The organism is Peribacillus simplex NBRC 15720 = DSM 1321 (assembly GCF_002243645.1).
In the GTDB taxonomy this organism is placed as follows: domain Bacteria; phylum Bacillota; class Bacilli; order Bacillales; family DSM-1321; genus Peribacillus; species Peribacillus simplex.
The window spans coordinates 2,684,298-2,706,166 of sequence record NZ_CP017704.1; the positions used below are offsets into that span (position 1 = coordinate 2,684,298).

Annotated in this window: 20 protein-coding genes, 1 tRNA gene, 1 pseudogene and 1 riboswitch; of the genes and pseudogenes, 19 read left to right on the forward strand and 3 right to left on the reverse strand. The window is 43.3% G+C overall.

Going from position 1 to position 21,869, the window contains the following annotated elements; translation table 11 throughout:
• Positions 1–104: 104 nt before the first annotated feature.
• Positions 105–1,655, reverse strand: coding sequence for an ABC-F family ATP-binding cassette domain-containing protein (locus BS1321_RS12810; RefSeq protein ID WP_063234228.1), 1,551 nt, complete (start codon positions 1,653–1,655; stop codon positions 105–107).
• A gap of 233 nt (positions 1,656–1,888) precedes the next feature.
• On the opposite strand from BS1321_RS12810, the gene BS1321_RS12815 reads away from it, so the two are divergent.
• Positions 1,889–4,081, forward strand: a complete 2,193-nt coding sequence (locus BS1321_RS12815) for a DNA topoisomerase III (RefSeq protein WP_063234227.1) — start codon at positions 1,889–1,891, stop codon at positions 4,079–4,081.
• Between the two features lie 214 nt (positions 4,082–4,295).
• Here the strand turns inward: BS1321_RS12815 and BS1321_RS27495 are convergent, their stop codons facing one another.
• Positions 4,296–4,460: a hypothetical protein gene (locus tag BS1321_RS27495; protein ID WP_155726485.1), complete on the reverse strand. Its 165-nt coding sequence runs from the start codon at positions 4,458–4,460 to the stop codon at positions 4,296–4,298.
• Between the two features lie 800 nt (positions 4,461–5,260).
• A tRNA-Arg gene (locus BS1321_RS12820) sits at positions 5,261–5,334 on the reverse strand.
• A gap of 229 nt (positions 5,335–5,563) precedes the next feature.
• On the opposite strand from BS1321_RS12820, the gene BS1321_RS12825 reads away from it, so the two are divergent.
• From BS1321_RS12825 to BS1321_RS12910, 18 genes and pseudogenes are all read left to right on the forward strand, one after another.
• Positions 5,564–6,412 carry a polysaccharide deacetylase family protein gene (locus tag BS1321_RS12825; RefSeq protein ID WP_081112981.1) on the forward strand — a complete coding sequence of 283 codons (849 nt, stop codon included), beginning with the start codon at positions 5,564–5,566 and terminating at the stop codon, positions 6,410–6,412.
• A gap of 86 nt (positions 6,413–6,498) precedes the next feature.
• A riboswitch (cobalamin riboswitch) is annotated at positions 6,499–6,673 on the forward strand.
• A 174-nt stretch (positions 6,674–6,847) separates the two neighbouring features.
• The gene (locus tag BS1321_RS12830; RefSeq protein ID WP_081112980.1) at positions 6,848–7,813 is read left to right on the forward strand and encodes an ABC transporter substrate-binding protein; all 966 of its coding nucleotides are present in this window, start codon (positions 6,848–6,850) and stop codon (positions 7,811–7,813) included.
• On the forward strand, positions 7,776–8,831 hold the full coding sequence (locus BS1321_RS12835; RefSeq protein WP_063234225.1) for a FecCD family ABC transporter permease: 1,056 nt from the start codon (positions 7,776–7,778) through the stop codon (positions 8,829–8,831). The genes BS1321_RS12830 and BS1321_RS12835 overlap by 38 nt, the downstream gene beginning before the upstream one ends.
• A gap of 6 nt (positions 8,832–8,837) precedes the next feature.
• A complete protein-coding gene (locus BS1321_RS12840) occupies positions 8,838–10,310 on the forward strand; it encodes a heme ABC transporter ATP-binding protein (protein ID WP_063234224.1) in 1,473 nt (490 codons plus the stop codon).
• Positions 10,307–11,272, forward strand: a complete 966-nt coding sequence (cbiB, locus tag BS1321_RS12845) for an adenosylcobinamide-phosphate synthase CbiB (protein WP_063234223.1) — start codon at positions 10,307–10,309, stop codon at positions 11,270–11,272. Before BS1321_RS12840 ends, cbiB begins: the two co-directional genes overlap by 4 nt.
• Positions 11,247–12,320 (forward strand): threonine-phosphate decarboxylase CobD, encoded by a 1,074-nt coding sequence (gene cobD, locus BS1321_RS12850; protein WP_094246608.1) that lies wholly within the window; start codon positions 11,247–11,249, stop codon positions 12,318–12,320. Before cbiB ends, cobD begins: the two co-directional genes overlap by 26 nt.
• On the forward strand, positions 12,293–12,868 hold the full coding sequence (locus BS1321_RS12855; protein ID WP_063234222.1) for a bifunctional adenosylcobinamide kinase/adenosylcobinamide-phosphate guanylyltransferase: 576 nt from the start codon (positions 12,293–12,295) through the stop codon (positions 12,866–12,868). Before cobD ends, BS1321_RS12855 begins: the two co-directional genes overlap by 28 nt.
• Complete coding sequence (cobS, locus tag BS1321_RS12860; protein ID WP_063234221.1) at positions 12,865–13,656, forward strand: adenosylcobinamide-GDP ribazoletransferase; 792 nt, start codon at positions 12,865–12,867, stop codon at positions 13,654–13,656. The genes BS1321_RS12855 and cobS overlap by 4 nt, the downstream gene beginning before the upstream one ends.
• Entirely contained in the window at positions 13,614–14,231 is a 618-nt protein-coding gene (locus tag BS1321_RS12865; protein WP_063234220.1) for a histidine phosphatase family protein, read from the forward strand. The genes cobS and BS1321_RS12865 overlap by 43 nt, the downstream gene beginning before the upstream one ends.
• Before the next feature lie 5 nt (positions 14,232–14,236).
• Entirely contained in the window at positions 14,237–14,611 is a 375-nt protein-coding gene (locus tag BS1321_RS12870; RefSeq protein ID WP_063234219.1) for a bifunctional adenosylcobinamide kinase/adenosylcobinamide-phosphate guanylyltransferase, read from the forward strand.
• 14 nt (positions 14,612–14,625) lie between these two features.
• Positions 14,626–15,210, forward strand: a complete 585-nt coding sequence (locus BS1321_RS12875) for a cob(I)yrinic acid a,c-diamide adenosyltransferase (protein WP_063234218.1) — start codon at positions 14,626–14,628, stop codon at positions 15,208–15,210.
• 2 nt (positions 15,211–15,212) lie between these two features.
• The gene (locus BS1321_RS12880) at positions 15,213–15,707 is read left to right on the forward strand and encodes an ECF transporter S component (protein ID WP_063234217.1); all 495 of its coding nucleotides are present in this window, start codon (positions 15,213–15,215) and stop codon (positions 15,705–15,707) included.
• Entirely contained in the window at positions 15,704–16,402 is a 699-nt protein-coding gene (locus BS1321_RS12885) for a hypothetical protein (protein WP_063234216.1), read from the forward strand. Before BS1321_RS12880 ends, BS1321_RS12885 begins: the two co-directional genes overlap by 4 nt.
• 312 nt (positions 16,403–16,714) lie before the next feature.
• A pseudogene (locus BS1321_RS12890) lies at positions 16,715–17,475 on the forward strand (GntT/GntP/DsdX family permease).
• Positions 17,476–17,497: 22 nt separating this feature from the next.
• A complete protein-coding gene (gntK, locus tag BS1321_RS12895) occupies positions 17,498–19,042 on the forward strand; it encodes a gluconokinase (protein ID WP_063234214.1) in 1,545 nt (514 codons plus the stop codon).
• A 97-nt stretch (positions 19,043–19,139) separates the two neighbouring features.
• Positions 19,140–19,616: a Cys-tRNA(Pro) deacylase gene (ybaK, locus tag BS1321_RS12900; RefSeq protein ID WP_063234213.1), complete on the forward strand. Its 477-nt coding sequence runs from the start codon at positions 19,140–19,142 to the stop codon at positions 19,614–19,616.
• A gap of 89 nt (positions 19,617–19,705) precedes the next feature.
• Positions 19,706–20,824 carry a PRK06851 family protein gene (locus BS1321_RS12905; RefSeq protein WP_063234212.1) on the forward strand — a complete coding sequence of 373 codons (1,119 nt, stop codon included), beginning with the start codon at positions 19,706–19,708 and terminating at the stop codon, positions 20,822–20,824.
• A 167-nt stretch (positions 20,825–20,991) separates the two neighbouring features.
• Positions 20,992–21,858, forward strand: coding sequence for a Cof-type HAD-IIB family hydrolase (locus tag BS1321_RS12910; protein ID WP_063234211.1), 867 nt, complete (start codon positions 20,992–20,994; stop codon positions 21,856–21,858).
• The last annotated feature ends 11 nt before the right edge of the window (positions 21,859–21,869 follow it).

A 21,869-nucleotide genomic window follows, 5' to 3' on the forward strand; every position in this document is an offset into this window, starting at 1 on the left:
AAAAGTGATGCTGACTGAAAGGGGGATTTTATAACCATTTCAGTCTTTTTTGACATAAAAAGAAGGTGCCCCGTCTCAAGCGGGCACCCTCTAAATAGACCAAGTTAATTATTGATCGACCATTCCTCAACATCCCATACTTTGGTAACCCAATCTTCATAGAAATCAGGTTCATGGCATACGAGGACAATCGTTCCTTTATACTCTTTCAATGCACGTTTTAGTTCTTCTTTTGCAACGACATCCAAATGGTTTGTCGGCTCATCGAATAACAGCCAATTGCTTTCGGTAAGCATAAGTTTACACAGGCGTACTTTTGATTGTTCACCACCGCTTAAATGGCTCATCGGACGTGTAATGTGCTCGTTTTTCAAACCGACACGGGCAAGAATGGCACGTACCTGGGGTTGGTCCAGATGCGGAAATGCATTCCATACTTCATCTATCGGCGTCGTATTGCCTGCTTTCACTTCCTGTTCAAAATAAGAAGAAAAAAGGAAATCGCCAAGTGATCTTTTGCCGCCTAGAGGATCAATTTTACCTAAAATCGTTTTTAAAAGAGTGGATTTACCAACTCCATTACAGCCGACCACGGCAATTTTTTCTCCCCGTTCGATGGTCATGGACAACTTCGGAAGCAATGGGCGGTCATATCCGATTTCCAAATCTTCACCTTCAAAGACATAACGGCTGCTCGCACGTGATTCTTTAAAGTCGAATGTAGGTTTCATTGCAGTTTCTGGACGATCTATACGTTCCATGCGATTCAATTGCTTTTGACGGCTCTTTGCGCGACCGGTCGTTGAGTAGCGGGCTTTATTTTTTGCAATGAAATCTTCCTGCTTTTTAATGAATTCGCGCTGTTTTTCATATGCGTTAATATGTTGGTTTTTATTTAATTCAGCGAGCTCAAGGAATTTTTCATAAGTTGCCGTGTAACGGGTCAGTTTTGAAAATTCAAGATGGAAAATGACATCGACGACGCCGTTCATGAACTCAGTGTCATGCGAAATTAATAAGAATGCATTAGGATATTCCTTTAAGTAGCTGCTCAGCCAGCGGATATGCTCTACATCCAAGTAGTTCGTCGGTTCATCAAGGAGCAGTACTTCAGGCTGTTCCAAAAGTAACTTGGCTAGTAAAACCTTTGTCCGTTGTCCACCGCTTAGGGCAGAGACATCACGGTCCAAACCGATTGCATCCAACCCTAAACCGCGTGCCGCTTCTTCAATTTTAATATCCAGATTGTAAAAACCGCCGGCTTCCAGCTTGTCCTGAATCTCACCCATTTGTTCCAAGAGTTCTTCAAGTTCTTCTGGAGTGGCCGTCCCCATTTTCTCTGTTACTTCATTCAGTGCTTTTTCCTGCTCGAATAAAGGTAAGTATGCATCCCTTAAGACGTCGCGAATCGATTTACCTTTTGAAAGTATCGTATGTTGATCAAGATAGCCATATTCGACACCAGGTGTCCATTCCACCCGGCCATCATCATGGATAAGTTGCCCTGTAATGATATTCATCATCGTTGATTTCCCGACACCATTTGCCCCGACCAGACCAACATGTTCGCCGGCCATCAGGCGGAAGGAAACATCCTTGAATAAGGTACGGTCGCCAAAGCTGTGTGCTAATTTATCTATAGAAAGTAAGCTCATTTATATTGAACCTCCCAATTAATTTGAAAAAATCCCTACGTTTCATCATACTAAAAACTGCACGGGATTGCTATCTAATCTATTAATTTACATATATGTGGGTACGGGGAGCCCCTCGAAGGGAAATCCTTTAATGTGAACCAATGGATCTAATGCCATGCTGTGCATTATCGCCCTGTCATAAATTATATGAGATAATAGAGGAACCAGTTTAAAAGCGAAAGGATGTTATTATGAGTAAAACAGTCGTACTGGCCGAGAAACCTTCGGTCGGCAGAGATATAGCAAAAGTCCTGAATTGCGGGAAAAAGGGTAATGGCTTTTTTGAAGGCGAACAGTATATCGTCACTTGGGCACTAGGTCATTTGGTCACCCATGCAGATCCGGAATCTTATGATGAAAAATATAAAACTTGGCGCCTTGAGGACCTGCCCATGTTGCCGACTACTTTGAAATTGGTCGTGATCAAGCAATCAGGCAAACAGTTCCAATCGGTTAAAACACAATTGAACCGCAATGATGTCAAGGATGTCATTATTGCAACAGATGCAGGCCGCGAAGGGGAGCTCGTTGCACGCTGGATTCTCGAAAAAGCGAATGTAAAGAAGCCGATTAAACGGCTTTGGATTTCCTCTGTAACGGATAAAGCGATCAAAGATGGATTTAAAAAGCTGAAGGATGGCAAGGAGTATGAAAACCTATTTGCCTCTGCTGTTGCAAGGGCAGAAGCGGACTGGATCGTTGGGATGAACGCGACAAGGGCTCTAACTACGAAGCACAATGCCCAGTTATCCTGCGGCCGCGTCCAAACGCCGACACTCGCGATGATTGCAAAAAAAGAAGAAGAAATAAAACAATTCCAGCCTAAGAAATATTATGGGGTTTCGGCAACGGCAGAATCCAATTTGCGCCTAATCTGGCAAGATGCCCAATCAAAAGATATCCGTACATTTGATAAAACCAAGGCCGAGAAGGTTCTTGCGGCAGTGAAGGGGAAAAAGGCAGAAGTGGTGGAAGTGAACAAAGCTCATAAGAAAAGTTTTGCTCCTTCTTTATATGATTTAACGGAACTTCAACGGGACGCCAATAAGAAATTCGGCTATTCGGCGAAAGAGACGTTATCAATCATGCAGCGTTTATATGAAAGCCATAAAGTCTTGACTTACCCAAGGACGGATTCACGCTTTTTATCAACGGATTTGGTTGATACGCTAAAAGAAAGATTACAGGCTGTCAGCATTAAACCATATGCCCAGTATGCTTCGAGAATCCTGCGCAGCCCGATTAAGGCAAATAAATCGTTCGTGGATGATAGCAAGGTCACTGATCACCATGCAATCATCCCCACTGAGCAAACGCCGCTGCCGGGAAAACTGAGCGACAAAGAATCGAAAATCTATGATTTGGTCGTTAAAAGGTTCCTTGCTGTATTAATGCCACCTTTTGAATATGAACAAACGACCATCACCGCAAAAATGGGGCAGGAGACGTTCATGGCAAAAGGGAAGGTCGTCCTGAAATCAGGATGGAAGGAAGTCTATGATCACCAATTCGATGAGGAAGAAGCTAAAGATGGCCTTGCTGAGCAACTGCTTCCGAATGTTCAAAAAGGTGACAGTTTAACTATTTCGGCTGTGAAACAAACAGAAGGTGAAACGAAACCGCCGGAACCATTCAATGAAGGGTCGCTTCTTTCGGCAATGGAGAATCCCGCTCGCTTCATGGCAGGGGAAAGCAAAGAGCTCATCAAAACTCTGGGTGAAACTGGCGGGATCGGTACTGTTGCAACGCGTGCTGACGTTATTGAAAAACTGTTCAATAGCTTCCTGATCGAGAAGAGGGGAAAGGGCCTTCACGTTACCTCGAAAGGAAAACAACTTCTTCAATTGGCACCTGAAGACTTGCGATCTCCAGCTTTGACAGCTCAATGGGAGCAAAAGTTAACCGCGATTGCAATAGGAAAGCTGCCAAAACAGGCTTTCATCGGCGATATGCGCGCTTACGCCAAAAATATCGTCCATGAAATCAAAAATAGTGACCAAAAATTCAAGCATGATAACGTGTCAGGTACGAAATGTCCTGATTGTGGCAAGCTGATGCTTGAAGTGAATAGTAAAAAGGGAAAAATGCTTGTCTGCCAAGATCGTGAATGTGGCCACAAAAAAGGTGTTTCACGTGTAACAAATGCCAGATGCCCACAATGTCACAAAAAGATGGAAATGCGCGGTCAAGGAGAAGCACAGACATTCACCTGTAAATGCGGTTTTCACGAAAAACTTTCTTCTTACAATAAACGAAGAGGGCAAAATAAAAATCAAAAAGTATCCAAAAATGAAGTCTCCAATTATATGAAAAAGCAAAATAAAGAAGAGCCGATCAATACTGCATTGGCCGATGCCTTGGCCAAACTGAAATTCGATAAATAAAAGAAAAGAGTCCTTCACCTTTAGCTCGATGGTGAAAGGGCTCTTTTTTATGGGCTTATTTGCAAGGAGCAGGTGTGGGCAATTTTTCTTGTCGGCAGGCCTATCTTTCCAGACAACAAGGTGGCCGCTTGATGAAGTGGCGAAATTCATATAAAAGAAAATGACGGCAGAAAGGGATGGAGCGCTCGCTCCATCCCTTTCCATATATCTTCTGTTAAACCTCATTCAGTACGGTGCCATGTAATTCATATTCAAGTGTTTTGTCAGTGTGTGTGTGTTTATCCGAATCTACTCGTATGAGCATACTGAATGGCTGCTGATCACCCGGACTGAAAATTGCTTCATCATTCTCTGGATTCCATAGGCTGTAAATACTCATGATCAGTATCCTCCTCCTTTGGATGAGAAGACTAGTAATTCCCTTCTTGATTATCATCTAACTCTTCAATTGACTCTAACGCTGATCACCGGGACTAAACACCGCTGCGTCATTCTCTTTGTTCCATTGGCTTCTGATTGTACTCATCATGCACATCATCTCCTTTGGTGAGAATGTCTTACAGTATTTGTATACCCGGATGGGACAGGTTAAAACATTTATTTTTAAAAAAGGCAGTATCATAACCAAAAACCCATTATTTATCTGCAGATGTGTATCGACGTAATAAATAAAAACTTGATTAGTTTTCTCACGCTGTTCAACGCCTGCATAAGCCTTCTTATTTTTTGAAAAAGTGATATATTCGCTTATTGAAAGAAGGTGATAGATCACTAACGTAAATAAAAGACGGATGATAAACAGATAAGTATTCCGTTAAATACCTAATGTGCCGTACATATTCTCTTAATGTTCGCTTTCGGACACCTTCAGCAACTTTTGCACGGAGAAAAATATCTAAGGCTTCTTGCAGTGTGTATTCAATCGTGAAACTTTCCGTAGTCTTACTGGCAATTTCCGTTCCTTTAACGATGTTCCACGCTGTTTAATAACGTGTTTTTTCATAAAAAAAAAGCACCTCCAGACATAGAAAAGTAATAGTGAAATGGAATATCACTGTTTCCTACATACAGATGTGCTTTTATCCTACATATAATTTATGGCTTTAACGGTCATACCAACAGAAAAAACCCTGCTATAACACGGAAGAACCGCATTATAACAGGGTTTATAAACTTTAGCGTCCCAGATAGGAATCGAACCTACGACCTACAGCTTAGGAGGCTGTCGCTCTATCCTGCTGAGCTACTGGGACATATATAAAAGTCGACGACTTATTTATTATATTTCTTATAGGCAAACTTTTCAAGCTAATAGCTTATACTTATGAAAAAAAAATCCTCATAAATGCTTAGCGGGTCACTAAGCTCTCATATTTCCCTTTTTTTCATTAAATGGAATACTTTATTATTCATTTGTTTTCTGGTACTATTATACTAGAAAAAAACAGGAGAATGATAGTGGGAAAATATAAAGTTTTATGGATGGTGGCATTGCTGGGGATTTTGATTCTACCTGGATGTTCACAAGGGATTTTAGAGGGTATAGGCACAAAGACGGCTGCGCCGATTGCAGAAGATGACATTGAAGTGGTCGAAGCAGCTGAAAATATGACCGGGCAGGATTTGGAGGAGCAAATCGATACGGAGGACTGGATAACGGCCGAGTCCGCGGTCGAGCTTCCAATATTGATGTATCACAGCATTTCAGAAGGTAATGGCCTTCGGGTTCCAAGAGAGGAATTTCAATTACAAATGGCTTGGCTTCGGGAGAATGGTTACTATACATTATCCCCTGAAGAAGCATTCCTCGTTTTAACCGAGAATTGGCTGCCAAGTGAGAAGTGCGTCTGGCTTACTTTTGATGATGGCTATACAGATAACTACACGGAGGCTTTCCCGATATTAAAAGAAAATGATATGAAAGCAACTGTTTTCATGATCGGGAAGTCCATTGATAAAGGTCATCACCTGACTGAAAATCAAATGGTGGAGATGAGCAGGAATGGGATTTCAATCGAAAGTCATACTATCAACCATTTGGAGCTGAACCGCATGACGGCAAAGCAGCAAGAAGCGGAAATGGTTCAGTCGAAGGAGCTATTCGACCGTATCCTCGACCAGGACACGACAGTGCTTTCCTATCCGGTTGGCCGGTATAACGAAGAGAGTCTCAGGCTGTCAGAAGAAGCTGGATACAAGATGGCAGTCACTACTGAACCTGGGGGGGCTTTAAGGGACCAAGGGATGCATGCCCTGCATCGAGTTCGGATTTCACCTGGGTTATCAGTCGAGGGGTTTGCTTCACTGATTGAAAATGCTTCAAATCATTGAAGGTGGACGGCTCATTTCGTACTTGTTCAGAAAAATCATATAATAATCGATTCTTACATGGTGTATAATGAAGGCAGTGAAAATTATATACATATGAACGATTTGGTGTCTTAATGACTTAAAAGGGAAGTTGGTGAAATGCCAGCGCGGTCCCGCCACTGTATATGGGAGCTGACGGCTGTGTACCACTGTATGAGATATGGGAAGGTGCCGTTGACGATGACCATGAGCCAGGAGACCTGCCAGAATTCGTACACCTGTAACCTACGCGGATGGGAAGGTGTGTGGCAGACCCAAGAGTCCGTAATGATATTGTTGCCATGCAAGCATCTTCCGTTTAACGGGAGGTGCTTTTTGTTTTGGGGGCATCTTCCGGGATTGCGTTTTCTTTATTAGGTGGGAAGAAATTAAATGAAAAGATTGTGGGGAATGAAAATGAAGAAAATTTTTGGTCTGATACTGTTGATGTTGCTTACTGCAGGCATGATGGTTGGCTGCAGTGACGCTACTGATGAAGGAAAAGAAAAACAGCAAACGAATCATGCTCAACACAAGGCTTTCCCGATTACGATTAAAGATGCAACAGGGGAAAAAATAACGATAGAACAAAAGCCGAAGAAAATCGTTTCGTTGATACCAAGTAATACGGAAGTGGTCTTTGCACTTGGTTTGGGTAAAAAGGTCATTGGTGTTTCCGACAATGATAATTACCCGGAAGAAACGAAAGAAATTGAAAAAGTTGGCGGAATGGAAATGAACACGGAGCTGATTGTCTCCATGAAACCTGACCTTGTTCTTGCGCATGCATCAAGTGCCCATAATTCAAATGAGGGTTTACAGCAGCTTAAGGATGCTGGAATAGATGTCCTCGTAGTCAATGATGCACAAAGCTTTGACCAAGTCTATGAGTCTATTGAAATGATTGGACAGGCAACGGGAGAACATGATAAGGCAAAAGAAATCGTTGCGGATATGAAAACGAAGCTCAAGGATATTCAGGAAAAAGCCAAATCCGTAAAGGAAGAGGATAGGAAGACCGTTTTAGTGGAAGTTTCGCCTTCACCGGAAATATACACACCTGGAAAAAATACGTTCATGAATGAAATGCTTAATATTATTTCAGCGGATAATGCTGCTGCTGAATTGGACGGTTGGGCAAAAATTGATGAAGAGTCGATGATTGCTGCAAATCCGGATGTCATCATTACAACGTATGGTTATTATACGAAAGATTCAGTAAGTGAAGTGACGGCCCGAAAAGGATGGCAAGACGTAAATGCTGTTAAGAATGACCAAGTCTTTGATGTCCATTCAGACTTGGTGACCCGTTCCGGTCCACGTTTAATAGAGGGAGTAGAGGAACTTGCCAAATCAGTCTATCCGAACCAATTTGACAACTAAATGGGCGTTTGCTTATTTGATTGCGTTGTTAATTTTGTTATTCGCAATGACGATAGGCATTTCCTTTGGTTCGGTGCCAGTACCGGTTCCCGTACTTATGCAAATAATCGGCAAGGAGATTTTCCATTTGCCGATTTCTGCTGATCCGGATGTTATGCTTACGAATATCGTGATGAACATCCGCTTGCCGCGTGTGTTGCTTGCGGGTTTGGTCGGGGCATCACTTGCGATTGCGGGTGCGGCTTTTCAGGGACTGCTCCGGAACCCGCTCGCTGATCCTTACACATTGGGTATTTCATCAGGAGCATCGGTCGGCGCCGTATTGACAATATTCTTGAATATTTCACTGCCGTTCATCGGTTTATATACTCTTCCGGCACTGAGCATCTTATGCTCAGTGCTCACGATGCTTTGTGTACTGACGTTTGCAAAAAAAATGGATCGATCGATGAAAGTGGAAACGATCATTTTAACGGGGATCATTTTTAGCTCGTTTTTAAGTGCCTTCATTTCATTGATGATTGCGCTGACGGGTGATGAATTAAGACAAATCATCGGCTGGCTGATGGGAAGCGTTTCAATGCGCGGATGGAATTACATTGCAATCATTTTGCCGTTTTTTATCATTGGTTCATTGATCTTGATCATGAATACAAGTGAATTGAATGCGATGACTTTCGGGGAAGACCGGGCAAAACACTTAGGTGTGAATGTTAAGCGGCGGAAAATGTGGATCTTGATAGCCGGTTCGACATTGACAGGGGCAGCCGTTGCCGTTTCGGGGGCGATTGGCTTTGTAGGATTGGTCATTCCTCATTTTGTCCGAAAGATTTGGGGGCCTGACCATAAACATTTACTTCCGTTGTCATTGTTGATAGGAAGCGGATTCTTAATATTGGCGGATTTTGTGGCACGAACGATCATTGCCCCATCGGAACTGCCGATCGGGGTGATCACCTCACTTATCGGGGCACCTGCATTTGCGCTGATTTTATTAAAGAGACGGAGAGAAGGGTAAAAACGGATGCTTGAAGTAAGAGGGTTAACAGGTGGATATCATAACAAAGCTGTTTTGGACTCTGTCTCTTTTGATGTACATAAAGGGGAATTATTCGGGATTCTTGGTCCAAATGGCAGCGGGAAAACGACGCTTTTAAGCATGCTTAGCGGGGTGCTCGATTATAATGGCGGAAGCGTACGGATAAGAGGTAGGGATTTGAAGGATTATTCGTCAAAGCAACTTGCACAGGTCATTGCTGTGCTCCCTCAACATTCCTCATTAGCTTTCTCCTATTCAGTAAAAGAGACGGTCTCACTTGGGCGATATGCCCATCAATCAGGTTGGTTCCATAGTTGGTCCGCAGAAGATGAATCGATTGTCCAACGAGTTATGGAACAAACGGGAGTAGCTGATTTTCAGGATCTTCATTTTGAACGATTATCAGGAGGGGAGAGACAAAGGGTCTTGCTGGCACAGGCACTTGCTCAAGAGCCGGAAATCCTTTTTTTGGATGAACCTACGAACCACTTGGATCTTTCCTATCAAAAAGATCTTCTTGATCTAATGAGGAAAATGGCAAAAGAGCAGAAGTTGACCGTTATTTCAATTTTTCATGATTTGAATTTAGCAGGATTATATTGTGATCGGCTTATGTTGCTTGAGAAAGGGCAGATTCAGGTTGTTGATGTGCCGAACGAAGTGCTCCAACAGGAACGGATTCAGGATGTATATCATACGACGATCGAAAAACATCCACATCCCGCCCTTCCGAAACCACAGATGTTCATCGTTCCGGAAAAGCATGTCCATGATACTATCCCATTGGAAATCGATGGTTCTTATTTGACAGTCGGTCCTGAGATGATTCAATTGGATTCTCCGATCATGCTTAGAACGATGTCTTCTGGAGTGACTGGTTCAGGGACGGGCTGGCATAAATATTTTGTGAATAGGCACGTCCATCATGGCTATGATTGCGAGGACCATCATGTTGAAATGGCCGACTATTTAAAGACTCATGGTTTTGAACCTCAGGAAACGGTAGGGATGATGACAGCTGTCTATCTCGATACGGTTGCTTTCAAGCTACTAAGAGCTGAAGATTTCTCGGTTTTTATTATCGTGACAGCTGGTGTAGGCAATGCCATCGACGCTTCTTTAGCAGACCGGCATTCTTGGAGTTCCGCTCCAGGAACGATAAATACTTGGATATTCGTAAATGGGCATTTGGCAGAAGAGGCTTTCATCCACAGCATAGTTACTGCGACCGAGGCAAAAGTAAAAGCCCTTCATGATTTGCATGTCATGGATAAGGTGACAAATACATGTGCAACAGGAACATCGACAGACAGCATTTTGATTGCGGCAACTCAAAGAGGTGCAAAGCTTCAATATGCGGGCACCATCACTCCGTTAGGGAAGCTGATCAGTCGCGGTGTTTATGATTGTACAGTGGAAGCATTAAAGAATACTCGGAAACGGATTGAGGATTTATGATTTTTCAGCATCTTTTGGCAGTTACGCTGGCGTTTTTCCTTGATCTATTAATTGGTGATCCGCCAAATTGGCCGCATCCAGTCAAATGGATAGGAACGATAATAAGCAAGTTGGATCTGGCATTCAATAGAGGGGCATATAAGAAACGGAATGGACTCTTCATGTTGATCATCGTCTTATCGGCGGTGTTACTGATTACTGGTCTTACCGTCTATTTGGCTTATCGGATCCATCCGCTTGCAGGTATCCTTTGGGAAGCTGTTGTCATTTCTACTACGATAGCTCAGAAGGGCTTGAAGCAAGCTGGGATGGATGTTTGCCTTCCGCTTAATGAACGGGATTTTCCTGAAGCGAGGCTTAAGCTTTCCTATATCGTGGGCCGTGATACTGCTGATCTCGATGAATCCGAAATAGTCAGGGGAACCGTGGAAACCGTAGCGGAAAATACTAGTGATGGGATTACAGCACCGATGTTTTGGGCAGCTATTGGCGGTGCGCCGCTCGCGATGGTATACAGGGCGATTAATACCTGCGATTCCATGGTAGGGTACAAAAATGATAAATATGGGCAATTCGGCTGGGCTTCAGCCAAGCTCGATGATATCGTCAACTGGATTCCAAGCCGCCTCACCGGATTCCTGATGTTGCTGAGCTCGAAATCCAGCCATCATGGATTTGGTGCCAGATGGAAGATATTATTCAATGACGCAAAAAAACATCCAAGCCCGAATAGCGGGTGGTGTGAAGCAGGCGTTGCTGCCATTTTGGGAATACAGCTTGGAGGCCGGAATATGTACAAAGGAATTGTTTCCGACCGTGCGAGGATGGGAGTTCCGCTTGTTCGATTGGAAGCAAAACATATACCAAAAACGATTACCATCATGCATCGGTCATCTTTTCTATTTCTACTGATGCTATGGCTAGGGGGACTTATTCTTGACATTACCTTCTCATGGCTCTAATCCTCATTATCTTTACGAAGCACTGGAAATCGAAATGCCTGAATCGGTTCTCGACTTCAGTGCTAACATCAACCCATTGGGCCCGCCTTTACGCATAAAGGAACAGTGGTATGGTTTTTTTGAAGGAATCCTTCAATACCCAGATCCGCATGCCATTGAACTGACAAAATCAATTGCAAAAAAAGAAGCTCTTCCTGAGCAATCCGTTTTGATGGGGAACGGTGGTGCTGAAATAATCATGTTGGTAGCGAACGGATTAGCCAATCAAAGGGTGCTAATCATTCAGCCGGCATTTGCGGAATATGCTGAGGCTTGCTTGGCAGCAGGATGTAAGGTCGATTTTCACCAGCTTGATGCTCCTGAGTGGCAATTGGACTTGGATCGTTTGATTCCCCGATTACCCGAATATGATGCAATTTTCTTATGTACGCCTAATAATCCGACGGGTGTTTCATTTAAGCGGGATGCAGTTAAGGAATTGATCATGGAATGCCAAAAAGCGGATTGCCTGATTGTCCTGGATGAGGCCTTTTATGATTTTACGGAAGATGCCTTTAGTTATGCTTCTTTAATCAATGTATTTCCACATTTACTCATTCTAAGATCAATGACTAAAATCTTTGCAATTCCGGGTTTGAGACTAGGCTATTTGCTTGCGGCACCTGACATCATAAAACGGGTAAGAAATTATAAACCTCATTGGAGCGTCAACCATGTGGCACTTGAAGTAGGGAAAATCTGTCTCGCAGAAGAAGCCTATATGAAAAAAACAAGAGACTACATTGCATTGCAAAAGCAAAAACTATTCCGGTTTTATGAGGAGCAAGGGTTGAATGTCTCCGATAGCACAGTTAATTTTTATTTGGTTAAAGATGAATCCTTATCCCTTTTCCCCTTTTTGCTAAAAAAAGGAATTGTACCGCGCCATACCTATAATTTCCCGGGTTTGGATGGAAGGTGGCTTCGGTTTGCAGTGAAGAGTGAACATGATAACGAAGCACTGATGGAGGGGGTAAGACAGTGGAGAAGGCAAGGCTCTGTTTTATAACCGGGGGTGTCCGTTCCGGAAAAAGCAGCTTCGCAGAAAGAAAAGCCCTGGAGTATGCACTCCAAATGGATGGGAACTTGCATTACCTCGCCTGTGGCCGTGTCAGTGATGTTGAAATGGGTGAACGCATCCTTAGGCACCGGAAAGATAGAGAAAGCAGCCCGATTGCTTGGAAAACTTCCGAATACGCAACGGATATTACAAGAATAGGGGCGGACATTGATCAGGATTCTATAATTCTGCTCGATTGTCTGACAACCCTGCTTGATAACGAACTATTTGGCCCTGGTATTCCGCTTGAAGAAGAATTTTTAGATAGCGTTTTTTCAAAAATAATAACCGGGATCAATGAGATAAGAAAACAATCCAGCTGTTTAATAGTCGTGAGCAATGAATTGGTGCAGGAACCAATTTTCCAGGATGATTTCCTCCATATATACGGAAAAACATTGGGCCAGCTTCATCAAACGATCGTCGGGCAGGCGGATGAAGCCTATCTTGTAGAAGCGGGAATTCCATTGCGGAAGAAAGGGTGCATGCAGGAATGAGCGGAGTGATCGGATTTTTAATTAACCTGCAGTTCTTTACGGTTTTTCCAATAAAGAAGCAGCTTCCTATGGAGAAGAAATATATTCACCGTGCCATTCAAACCTTTCCATTAGTAGGTCTTTTGCTAGGCTTGATATTGGGCGGTGTTTTGTATGCACTAGTGGAATGGACCCCATTGTCATCGCTTGCGATTGCATTTTTCCTTTGGTTTTTGACGATGGCATTAACGGGAGGTTTGCATCTTGATGGCTGGATCGATGCAAGTGATGCTTTTTTTTCCTATCAGGATAAAGAGCGGCGATTAGAAATAATGAAGGATTCCAGGACAGGTGCCTTCGGTGTCATCTCCGTCATAGTACTTTTGGCCGCCCGGTTCATATTTATCTATGAAATTGTCGAAAGGGTAAATGAATGGACATACTTCTTGATCATTGCCCTTCCGCTCTTAAGCAAATGTGTTATGGGTTATTTACTCATCCGGATGCCGCTGGCTAAAAAAGAGGGGCTCGGTGCTTTTTTTCAAAGTGCAGTAATGAAAAGCAGTTTGCCCATTTATTGGCTGTACCTCCTTGTAAGTCTGGCGTTTGCCTGGATCATCGATTTTAAGCTTGTCATCTTATTTTTCATCATGTGTCTGGCTGCGATGTTTTTCCTGGTTTATATAAAACGTAAAATCGTCAGTTGGTTCGGCGGGATAACGGGGGATGTACTGGGGGCATCCGTGGAAGGAGTTGAGCTTTGGTTATGGCTGATATTGTGGCTATTACACTACTTCGCCATGGGCTGACAGTAGCAAATGAGCGAAAGGCTTATTTAGGCTGGACGGATTCTCCATTAAGTATCGAAGGAGAAAAGGAAATACTGGACTTAAGGGGATCTTACCCACAGTATGAAAAAATTCACAGCAGTGATTTGCCCCGCTGTGTGGAAACCGCACGACTGCTGTTTCCAAATGCAGTTCCGGTCAAAAACCCTTTGTTCCGTGAGATGAACTTCGGCAGTTGGGAAGGGCGGACGTATTATGAGTTGAAAACAGATGGAGATTATCTTAATTGGCTGGAACGTCCCATGGAGGCACTGGTACCTGGGGGTGAAAGCTATCCGGCATTTTCCGAGCGTGTTAATAATGGTTGGAACCAATTGATTGCCTGTAAGGAGAACCGAATTGCCCTAATGACGCATGGAGGGGTAATTCGTGATTTATTGGTCCGCTATGCCCCGAAGGAAAAGTCCTTTTTTGATTGGGGAATTTCCCATGGCAGGGGATATGAGCTGATATGGGAAGACCGGGAAAGCTTAAGGAGGGGAGAACGCTGCACTTTGTTACAGGAGGCGCCTATAATGGGAAAACTAAATGGGTAAAGCAGTTGTATGGTTTGGAAAGTGATGTCCTTTGGCTATCCGGTTATCGAAAAGAACAGCCGGAATTGATTGATTTTCAAGGCAAGGCTGTTGTATTGCAAGGGTTGGATGCATGGATTCAACAAGATGCAGAAAAGATGGATTCAGAATCGATTCGAAAAAGATGGAAGGAAATCATGGCTGATTGGCGAATATGGGAGAAAGAAAAGGATGAACACAATTGCATTGTGATCGGTTCTGATATTTCCAAAGGCATTGTCCCGATCGAAGCAAGAGATCGCAGATGGCGCGATGCCTGCGGATGGGTCTTTCAAGATGTAGCATCCATATCAAGTCGCGTTGATATCATCTGGTATGGAATTAACCAGCGAATAAAGTAGAGGAGGCAATTGGGATGAAAATCTATACACGTACAGGGGATAAGGGACAAACAAGCGTAATCGGAGGTCGGCTTGATAAGGATGATATCCGTGTTGAATCTTATGGAACGGTCGATGAAGTGAATAGCTATATCGGTCTTGCGGTGACAGAATTGGATTCAGCGATATTTACGGATGTACTGGCCGATCTAGAGAAGATCCAGCATGAGTTGTTTGACTGCGGCGGTGATTTGGCAACCGTTTCCGAGAAGGCTCCACAAAAGCTGACGGAGGAGGCCATTACCTATTTGGAAGAACGAATAGATGCTTTCATACTTGAAGCCCCGGAATTGGAAAAGTTTATCCTGCCTGGCGGCTCAAAAGCGGCTGCAACCATTCACATCGCCCGTACTGTTACAAGAAGGGCGGAACGATTGGTCGTTTCATTGATCAAGTCTGGTGCGGCCGTTTCACCATTATCACTTCAATATTTAAATCGTTTGTCGGATTACTTCTTTGCTGTTGCACGTGTGATCAACTTCCGTCTTGGTGTGAAAGATGTGGAATATATCCGCAGCGCAAATGTATTCCGTGGAGGGAAAAGAAAGGAAAAAGAGTAAACATGGATGTAAGAAAAATTAGTGCAATTGCTATATTCATTGCCTTATCGGCGGTAGGGGCAATGATTAAAATCCCTTCCCCGATCGGGAGTATCGCTTTGGATAGTTTTCCGGCCCTTTTGGCGGCTGTCATACTTGGCCCGGTATCGGGGGCTATTGTAGCTGGGCTTGGTCATATCATTTCGGCATTCATCGGCGGCATGCCACTTGGGCCATTCCACTTTTTGATCATGGTCGAAATGGCAGTTCTCGCATGGATGTTTGGCATTTTATATATACACGGAAAAAAAGTGGGCGCGTTTTTCCTCTTCTTTATCGGTAATGCCTTCGTTTTAGCCCTGCCTTTCGCAGTTCTGATCAGCCCTAGTTTTTACACGTTATTGGTGCCGGGATTAACGGCCGCGACGGCGGTAAATGTAGGATTGGCAGCCCTTTTACTGCCACGCTTGGAGCCTGTTTTGAAAAAAATGATTTTTAAAGATGGACTCGTAAAATGAGTGATTCATTAATTTTACCATTTTCCGAATCAGAATCATTGATTGTTTCAAGTGATAATAGCGGCGGAATCGGCCTAAAAGAAAAAGATCTTGTCCATGTCCCTTATGAGGTCGTTGGATATTATTCCTTTCGGGTTGCAGTCATGGAATGTTTGGGCGTTGGCGGAAGTCCAGTATCCGTCGTTCTAAATAATTTCTGCGGGGATGAAGCCTGGGAGGACTTGAGCAGGGGTGTCAGGAAGGGACTGAATGAATTGGGAATGGAGAACCTTCCCATTACTGGCAGCACAGAAAGTAACATGCCGCTTCTTCAATCAGCACTTGGTGTTATGGTGATTGGTAAACGAGTGAATGAATGCGTTAAAAAGCAGCATCCTTTACGGAAAATCGCTTTGATCGGCAGGCCGCTCGTTGGAGAAGAAGTTATGGAGCAACAAGATTGGGTCGCACCATTATCTTTATATAAAAGCCTATGCGGTATGGAAGACGTTCAGGCACTTCCAGTCGGCTCAAAAGGGATAGCGTATGAATGGGAGCATCTGGATCAAAGTGGTGAAGGTGTTTCTGAGCATATAAGTAATAAAGTCGATATCAAAAAATCATCAGGGCCATCCACCTGCTTCCTTATTGCTTATCCTGAACATCTGGAGGAAGAAATCAAGCACAGATCCGGTCCTCTTTTTATTGGAGAATGATCATTTCATGACTGAATCAGGTATCGAGTTTAGTTCACAATGAACTGGTTCGATGCTTTTTTCATGGAGGTCTTACCTTTATGGATGCCTTGTCCTGATGTAGAGTGAATTATTGAATAACTCTTTCTATGTATTGTTATGTTATTACTGTAAAATATTATTCTGAGTTAGTTTATATAGATAGAGAGGTTAAAGAGATTCCAAAGGTTGGGATGATATAGAGACAAACAATCATAACGATCCATGAATCTTTTTAATCAACATCACAAGGAGTTGCAGCAGATATCTAGTTGATAGAGCCATAACAAAAGTTTGTTGGTTTATGCGCTTGTTTCTATCATTTTCTTGATCGTTATCAAAGCCAAAGCAAATTGGCACCCATTTATTGCGTTACTTCTCGCTGCCTTCATTTTAGGGATTATCGCAGGTATGGATATTCCGGATGTTGCAGATGCTGTTCAGACAGGGGTAGGTAATACTCTTGATTAGATAGACTCATTTTCGGTATAGGCACCATGATTGGAAAGATGATGGCCGAGTAGGGCGGTGCAGACAGGATTGCGAATACCCTTTTGGATAAGTTCGGTGAAAAGAAAGTCCATTGGGCGATGATGTTGATCGTTGCTTTCATGGTAGGGATGCCCGTATTCTTCGAAGTTGGGCTCGCTTTACTGCTTCCAATCGTTTATTCGATTGCAAAAAGAACGGGTTTATTCTTTTGGAAATCGGGATTCCTATGTTAGCTGATTATCGACTGTACATAGTTTAATGCCTCCACGTCCATCAGCGATGATTGCGTTCAGGAATTCGTTGCAAATGTCGCTATAACAACTGCGGTAGGTATTGTGCTGCCGATCATATCATCTGTACCAGATGTTAATATTGAATTGCTGGTCTTTGCAATCGGTTCAGGTTCATTAATTCTATCACACGTGAATGATACAGGATTTTGGATGATCAAAGAGTTCTTTAATTTAACAGTCGCACAAACGTTAAAGTCTTGGCCGGTCATGGAAACGATTATATCAGTCGTTTCACTTATCCTAATCTTACTATTGAATTCAATTGTTTAAGAGAAAGGAGATTGATGTAAATATGGGACATTCAGGTTATATGATGGGGATCGATATTGGTACGACGAGTACGAAGGTTGTTCTTTTTTCAAAAGGGGGGGAGGTTGTCCAATCTTGTTCGAAGGGATATCCTCTTCACAGTCCAACTCCTTCCGTAGCGGAACAAGATCCCGAAGAAATTTATAAAGCGGTCATCATTGCAATAGGCGAGGTTATGATTGCAAGCGGAATAGAAAAGCAAGAACTGGGTTTCATATCGTTCAGTTCGGCGATGCATAGCTTGATCGCTATGGGTAAAGACGGCAACCCGCTGACGAATAGCATTACATGGGCGGATAATCGAAGTGTTGCCTATGCGGAGAAATTGAAGGCTTCGGAACAGGGGAGGCAATTGTATCACAGGACGGGAACACCCATTCACCCAATGTCCCCAATCACAAAAGTAATGTGGTTAAGAAATGAGCATCCCGGGATTTTTAACGAAACGGACAAATTTATAGGAATTAAAGAATACATCATCTATAAGTTTTTCAATGAGTATGTGATGGATTATTCGCTCGCTTCTGCAACGGGCATGTTCAACTTGAATGACCTGAAGTGGGATGAAGAGGCACTCACCATTGCTGGAATTGGGTCTGACAAGCTGCCGACGCTTGTCCCTACAACGCATATCCTCTCAGGCTTAAGTGAGGAATTAGCTACAAAAATGAACATTCATGCTGGTACCCCGTTTGTGATTGGAGCGAGTGATGGTGTGCTTGCCAACTTAGGGCAAAACGCAATCAAGCCAGGCGTTCTGGCAGTGACAATTGGAACGAGCGGTGCGGTAAGAACCGTCAGTGACCGGCCGCTTACGGATCCTAAAGGCAGGACATTCTGCTATGCCCTTACTGAGAATCATTGGGTAATCGGCGGACCGGTCAACAATGGGGGAATCACTTTCCGATGGGCACGCGATCAATTGGGCCGTGTGGAAATCGAAAAAGCGAAGGCTTCGGGACAGGATTCCTATGAGATTCTGACGGATATGGCTTCTAATATTGCACCTGGTTCTGATGGGTTGATATTCCACCCGTATATGGCTGGGGAACGGGCACCATTATGGAGTGCCGATGCAAGGGGCTCCTTCTTCGGACTGGCGCTTCATCACACTCGTGACCATATGGTCCGGGCAGTGCTGGAGGGTGTGATGTATAACTTGTACAGTGTCCTTCTTGCTGTAAAGGAGTTGACGGGTGCCCCCGAGAAGATTCATGCAAGCGGCGGATTTGTCCGCTCAAAGCTCTGGCGCCAAATCATGGCTGATATATTCAATCAAAACGTGACAATTCCTGAAAGCTTTGAGAGTTCGAGCTTAGGTGCAGCCGTTCTTGGATTATACGCTTTAGGCGAAATCGAAAGCCTTGATGAGGTTGAGGGTATGGTTGGTGAAACGAATGAACTTGTCCCGATCGAAGAGAACGTTCAAGTGTATGAAGAATTAATGTCGATTTATTTATCCGTGAGCAGGCAATTGGAAGGCGACTACAAGAGGATCGCTGATTTCCAAAGACGTCATTTAGAATAATTTTTAGGGAAAGCACAGATGCATAAGCACTGTGCTCTTCTTTTTACCTGGTATTTAAAATGATAAAATGGTAGAAAACGATAAGGGGAACTTTCTTATGGGAGCCAGTAAAACGAATGCAATGCGAATTCTTGATAACAAACGTATAGAGTATGGCATGATGAGTTATGATGCCCGCGATGGAAAAATCGACGGGATCACTGTTGCGGACAAGATTGGAAAAGCGCCAGAAACCGTTTTTAAAACGCTTGTTACTCATAACGGACCGCAGCAGCTTTACGTATTTGTCATTCCAGTAGCAACCGAACTGGACTTGAAAAAAGCAGCGAAGGCCGCAGGTGCAAAAAAAATTGAAATGCTTGCGGTTAAAGATCTGCAAAAATACACAGGGTACATTCGGGGAGGCTGCTCCCCGATCGGAATGAAAAGGCAATACCCGACCTTTATCGATGAAAGTGCAACAAACCTCCCTGAAATCATCGTAAGTGGAGGGAAGATCGGTACACAAATCGTTTTAAAACCGTCAGAATTCCTGGAAGTCACACAAGCGGAATCTGTGGCACTAATAAAATAAACTGTTTACCTTTAGGTATTCACCTATTGGGTCTTTTCTTCATACGCTGTCTTGAAGTTCACATCTTTATTGTGAGGGAGAGTGTAAAAGTGACAGGAAAAGTGATGAATTATTACGCTGGAGGCAATACGGCTAAAGGGTTTTATAGTTTATTTGATTCCAATTTAACAGGTCTGGAAAGATTATTCATATTAAAAGGCGGACCTGGTTCAGGTAAATCGACCATTATGAAAAAAATCGGCCAAGAATGGCTGGATAAAGACTATGACATCGAGTATTTACATTGTTCATCCGATAATGATTCCATTGATGGAGTAATCATACCGGCTTTGAAAATTGGAATCGTGGATGGGACCGCGCCGCATGTGATTGAGCCGAAGGCGCCAGGGGCGATTGAGGAATATGTCAATCTAGGGGCTGCCTGGAATTCCCAGCAGCTGGCTTCTGAGAGAGCGGCCATCATAAGATTGACGAATGCGAGAAGCAAGAGTTTTGAGAAGGCATATGCCCTATTCGCTGAAGCATTGAGGATACATGATGAATGGGAAGACATTTATAAGGCAAATATTGATTTCGCTAAATTGAATGGGTTGACCAATAAATTGATAGAAGGCTTTTATAGAGATATCGTCCTTAATAAGAAGTCGGATGTTCGTCACCGATTCTTAGGCGCAGCTACACCAAAGGGTGCAGTTGATTTCATCCCCAATATTACTGAGGGATTACAAAAACGGTACTTTTTAAAGGGACGTCCAGGTTCAGGGAAATCAACTATGCTGAAGAAGATTGCAAAGGCTGCCGAGCAAAGAGGCTTTGATGTGGAAGTATATCATTGTGGTTTCGATCCGCATAGCTTGGACATGGTAATCGTCCGGGAGGTAGGGATCGCCATTTTTGACAGCACATCCCCGCATGAATATTTCCCGAGTTGTGGAGGGGATGAAATCATTGATATATATAAAACGGCCATCCTGCCAGGAACAGATGAAATATATGCCGATCAGTTAAAGGATGTTTCCACCAGGTACCGGACGAAAATGAATGAAGCGACAGCAAATCTGGCTAAGGCAAAAGAGCTGCATGACGAACTCGAAAAGATTTATGTAAAAGCAATGGACTTTACAGCCATCGATGACATTCAAAGAGACATCCACGAACAGATTATTGAACGGGCACAAGATGTCGATAGACAAACGATTCTACATTAAGAAAACAAACTGCACCTATCTTAATTAGGTGCAGTTTGTTTATATACATAATAGGATTTTTTAATGACTGAAGTCACACCAAGAATATATACGGGTTTGTTAAACGTGTTTATCCACGTCCTTTCGGTTAAAATAGGGATTATATTGAAAAAGAGGAGACGGTTGAATTGATAAAGACGATTGCGATTGATATGGACGGAACATTGCTAAACAAAATGCAAAAGGTCAGTGAGGAAAATAAACACGCTATCCAGAAGGCGCAAAGCGAGGGAGTGGAAGTAATCATTGCTACTGGAAGATCTTATGTGGAAGCAAGGTTCGCCTTAGATGAAGCAGGTATTGTTTGCCCTGTCATCTGTGTAAATGGTGCTGCCCTCTTTACGGAGGAAGGAAAGATTGCCGCTTCCAATCCAATGTCAGCTGCCACTGCTAAAATGGTAGCTGGATTCCTCGAAGAACAAGGGATTTATTTCGAAATATATACGAGTCAGGGAATTTATTCTAAAGACTATGAAAACGCAATATCTGTTTTGGTTGATGTATTCGTTACAGCCAATCCGGACATTGACCCTGAGAGCATGCGGAAATATGCGGAGGAGCGTTTACAGCTTGGACAGGTAACTTCCATTTCCGATTATTCCGAGTTATTTAGCCGTTCGAATGAGGAGTATTATAAAATTCTCAGCTTCTCAAAGGATTTAACTTTATTAAATCAAATTGCTTCGAAATTGCAAGGGCAGGGAGTTACAGTCACTTCATCGGGGCGCGAAAATGTGGAAATCATGAGTGAAACAGCTCAAAAAGGAACGGCACTTGAAACATATGTGAATGGAAAATCCGGCTCGATGAAGGAGACGATGGCTATTGGGGATAATTATAATGATGTATCCATGTTTGAACGGGTAGGTTTGTCAGTCGCAATGGGAAATGCCCCGCTAGAAATAAAAAAACTGTGTGATGAAGTAACAGGAAAGAATGATGAATCCGGTGTAGCGGAGGCCATTTTAAAGGTACTTAAACAGTCAGCCTATTAAACTCATGAATC

What these genes read in the sequence shown, in the direction of transcription:
- BS1321_RS27495 (WP_155726485.1), bottom strand. Translation starts at nt 4,460, where the DNA reads ATGAGTATTTACAGCCTATGGAATCCAGAGAATGATGAAGCAATTTTC.
- ybaK (WP_063234213.1), top strand. Translation starts at nt 19,140, where the DNA reads ATGGGAGCCAGTAAAACGAATGCAATGCGAATTCTTGATAACAAACGT.
- cbiB (WP_063234223.1), top strand. Translation starts at nt 10,307, where the DNA reads ATGATTTTTCAGCATCTTTTGGCAGTTACGCTGGCGTTTTTCCTTGAT.
- BS1321_RS12825 (WP_081112981.1), top strand. Translation starts at nt 5,564, where the DNA reads ATGGTGGCATTGCTGGGGATTTTGATTCTACCTGGATGTTCACAAGGG.
- BS1321_RS12885 (WP_063234216.1), top strand. Translation starts at nt 15,704, where the DNA reads ATGAGTGATTCATTAATTTTACCATTTTCCGAATCAGAATCATTGATT.
- BS1321_RS12875 (WP_063234218.1), top strand. Translation starts at nt 14,626, where the DNA reads ATGAAAATCTATACACGTACAGGGGATAAGGGACAAACAAGCGTAATC.
- BS1321_RS12810 (WP_063234228.1), bottom strand. Translation starts at nt 1,655, where the DNA reads ATGAGCTTACTTTCTATAGATAAATTAGCACACAGCTTTGGCGACCGT.
- BS1321_RS12865 (WP_063234220.1), top strand. Translation starts at nt 13,614, where the DNA reads ATGGCTGATATTGTGGCTATTACACTACTTCGCCATGGGCTGACAGTA.
- gntK (WP_063234214.1), top strand. Translation starts at nt 17,498, where the DNA reads ATGGGACATTCAGGTTATATGATGGGGATCGATATTGGTACGACGAGT.
- cobS (WP_063234221.1), top strand. Translation starts at nt 12,865, where the DNA reads ATGAGCGGAGTGATCGGATTTTTAATTAACCTGCAGTTCTTTACGGTT.
- BS1321_RS12830 (WP_081112980.1), top strand. Translation starts at nt 6,848, where the DNA reads ATGAAGAAAATTTTTGGTCTGATACTGTTGATGTTGCTTACTGCAGGC.
- BS1321_RS12840 (WP_063234224.1), top strand. Translation starts at nt 8,838, where the DNA reads ATGCTTGAAGTAAGAGGGTTAACAGGTGGATATCATAACAAAGCTGTT.
- BS1321_RS12880 (WP_063234217.1), top strand. Translation starts at nt 15,213, where the DNA reads ATGGATGTAAGAAAAATTAGTGCAATTGCTATATTCATTGCCTTATCG.
- BS1321_RS12815 (WP_063234227.1), top strand. Translation starts at nt 1,889, where the DNA reads ATGAGTAAAACAGTCGTACTGGCCGAGAAACCTTCGGTCGGCAGAGAT.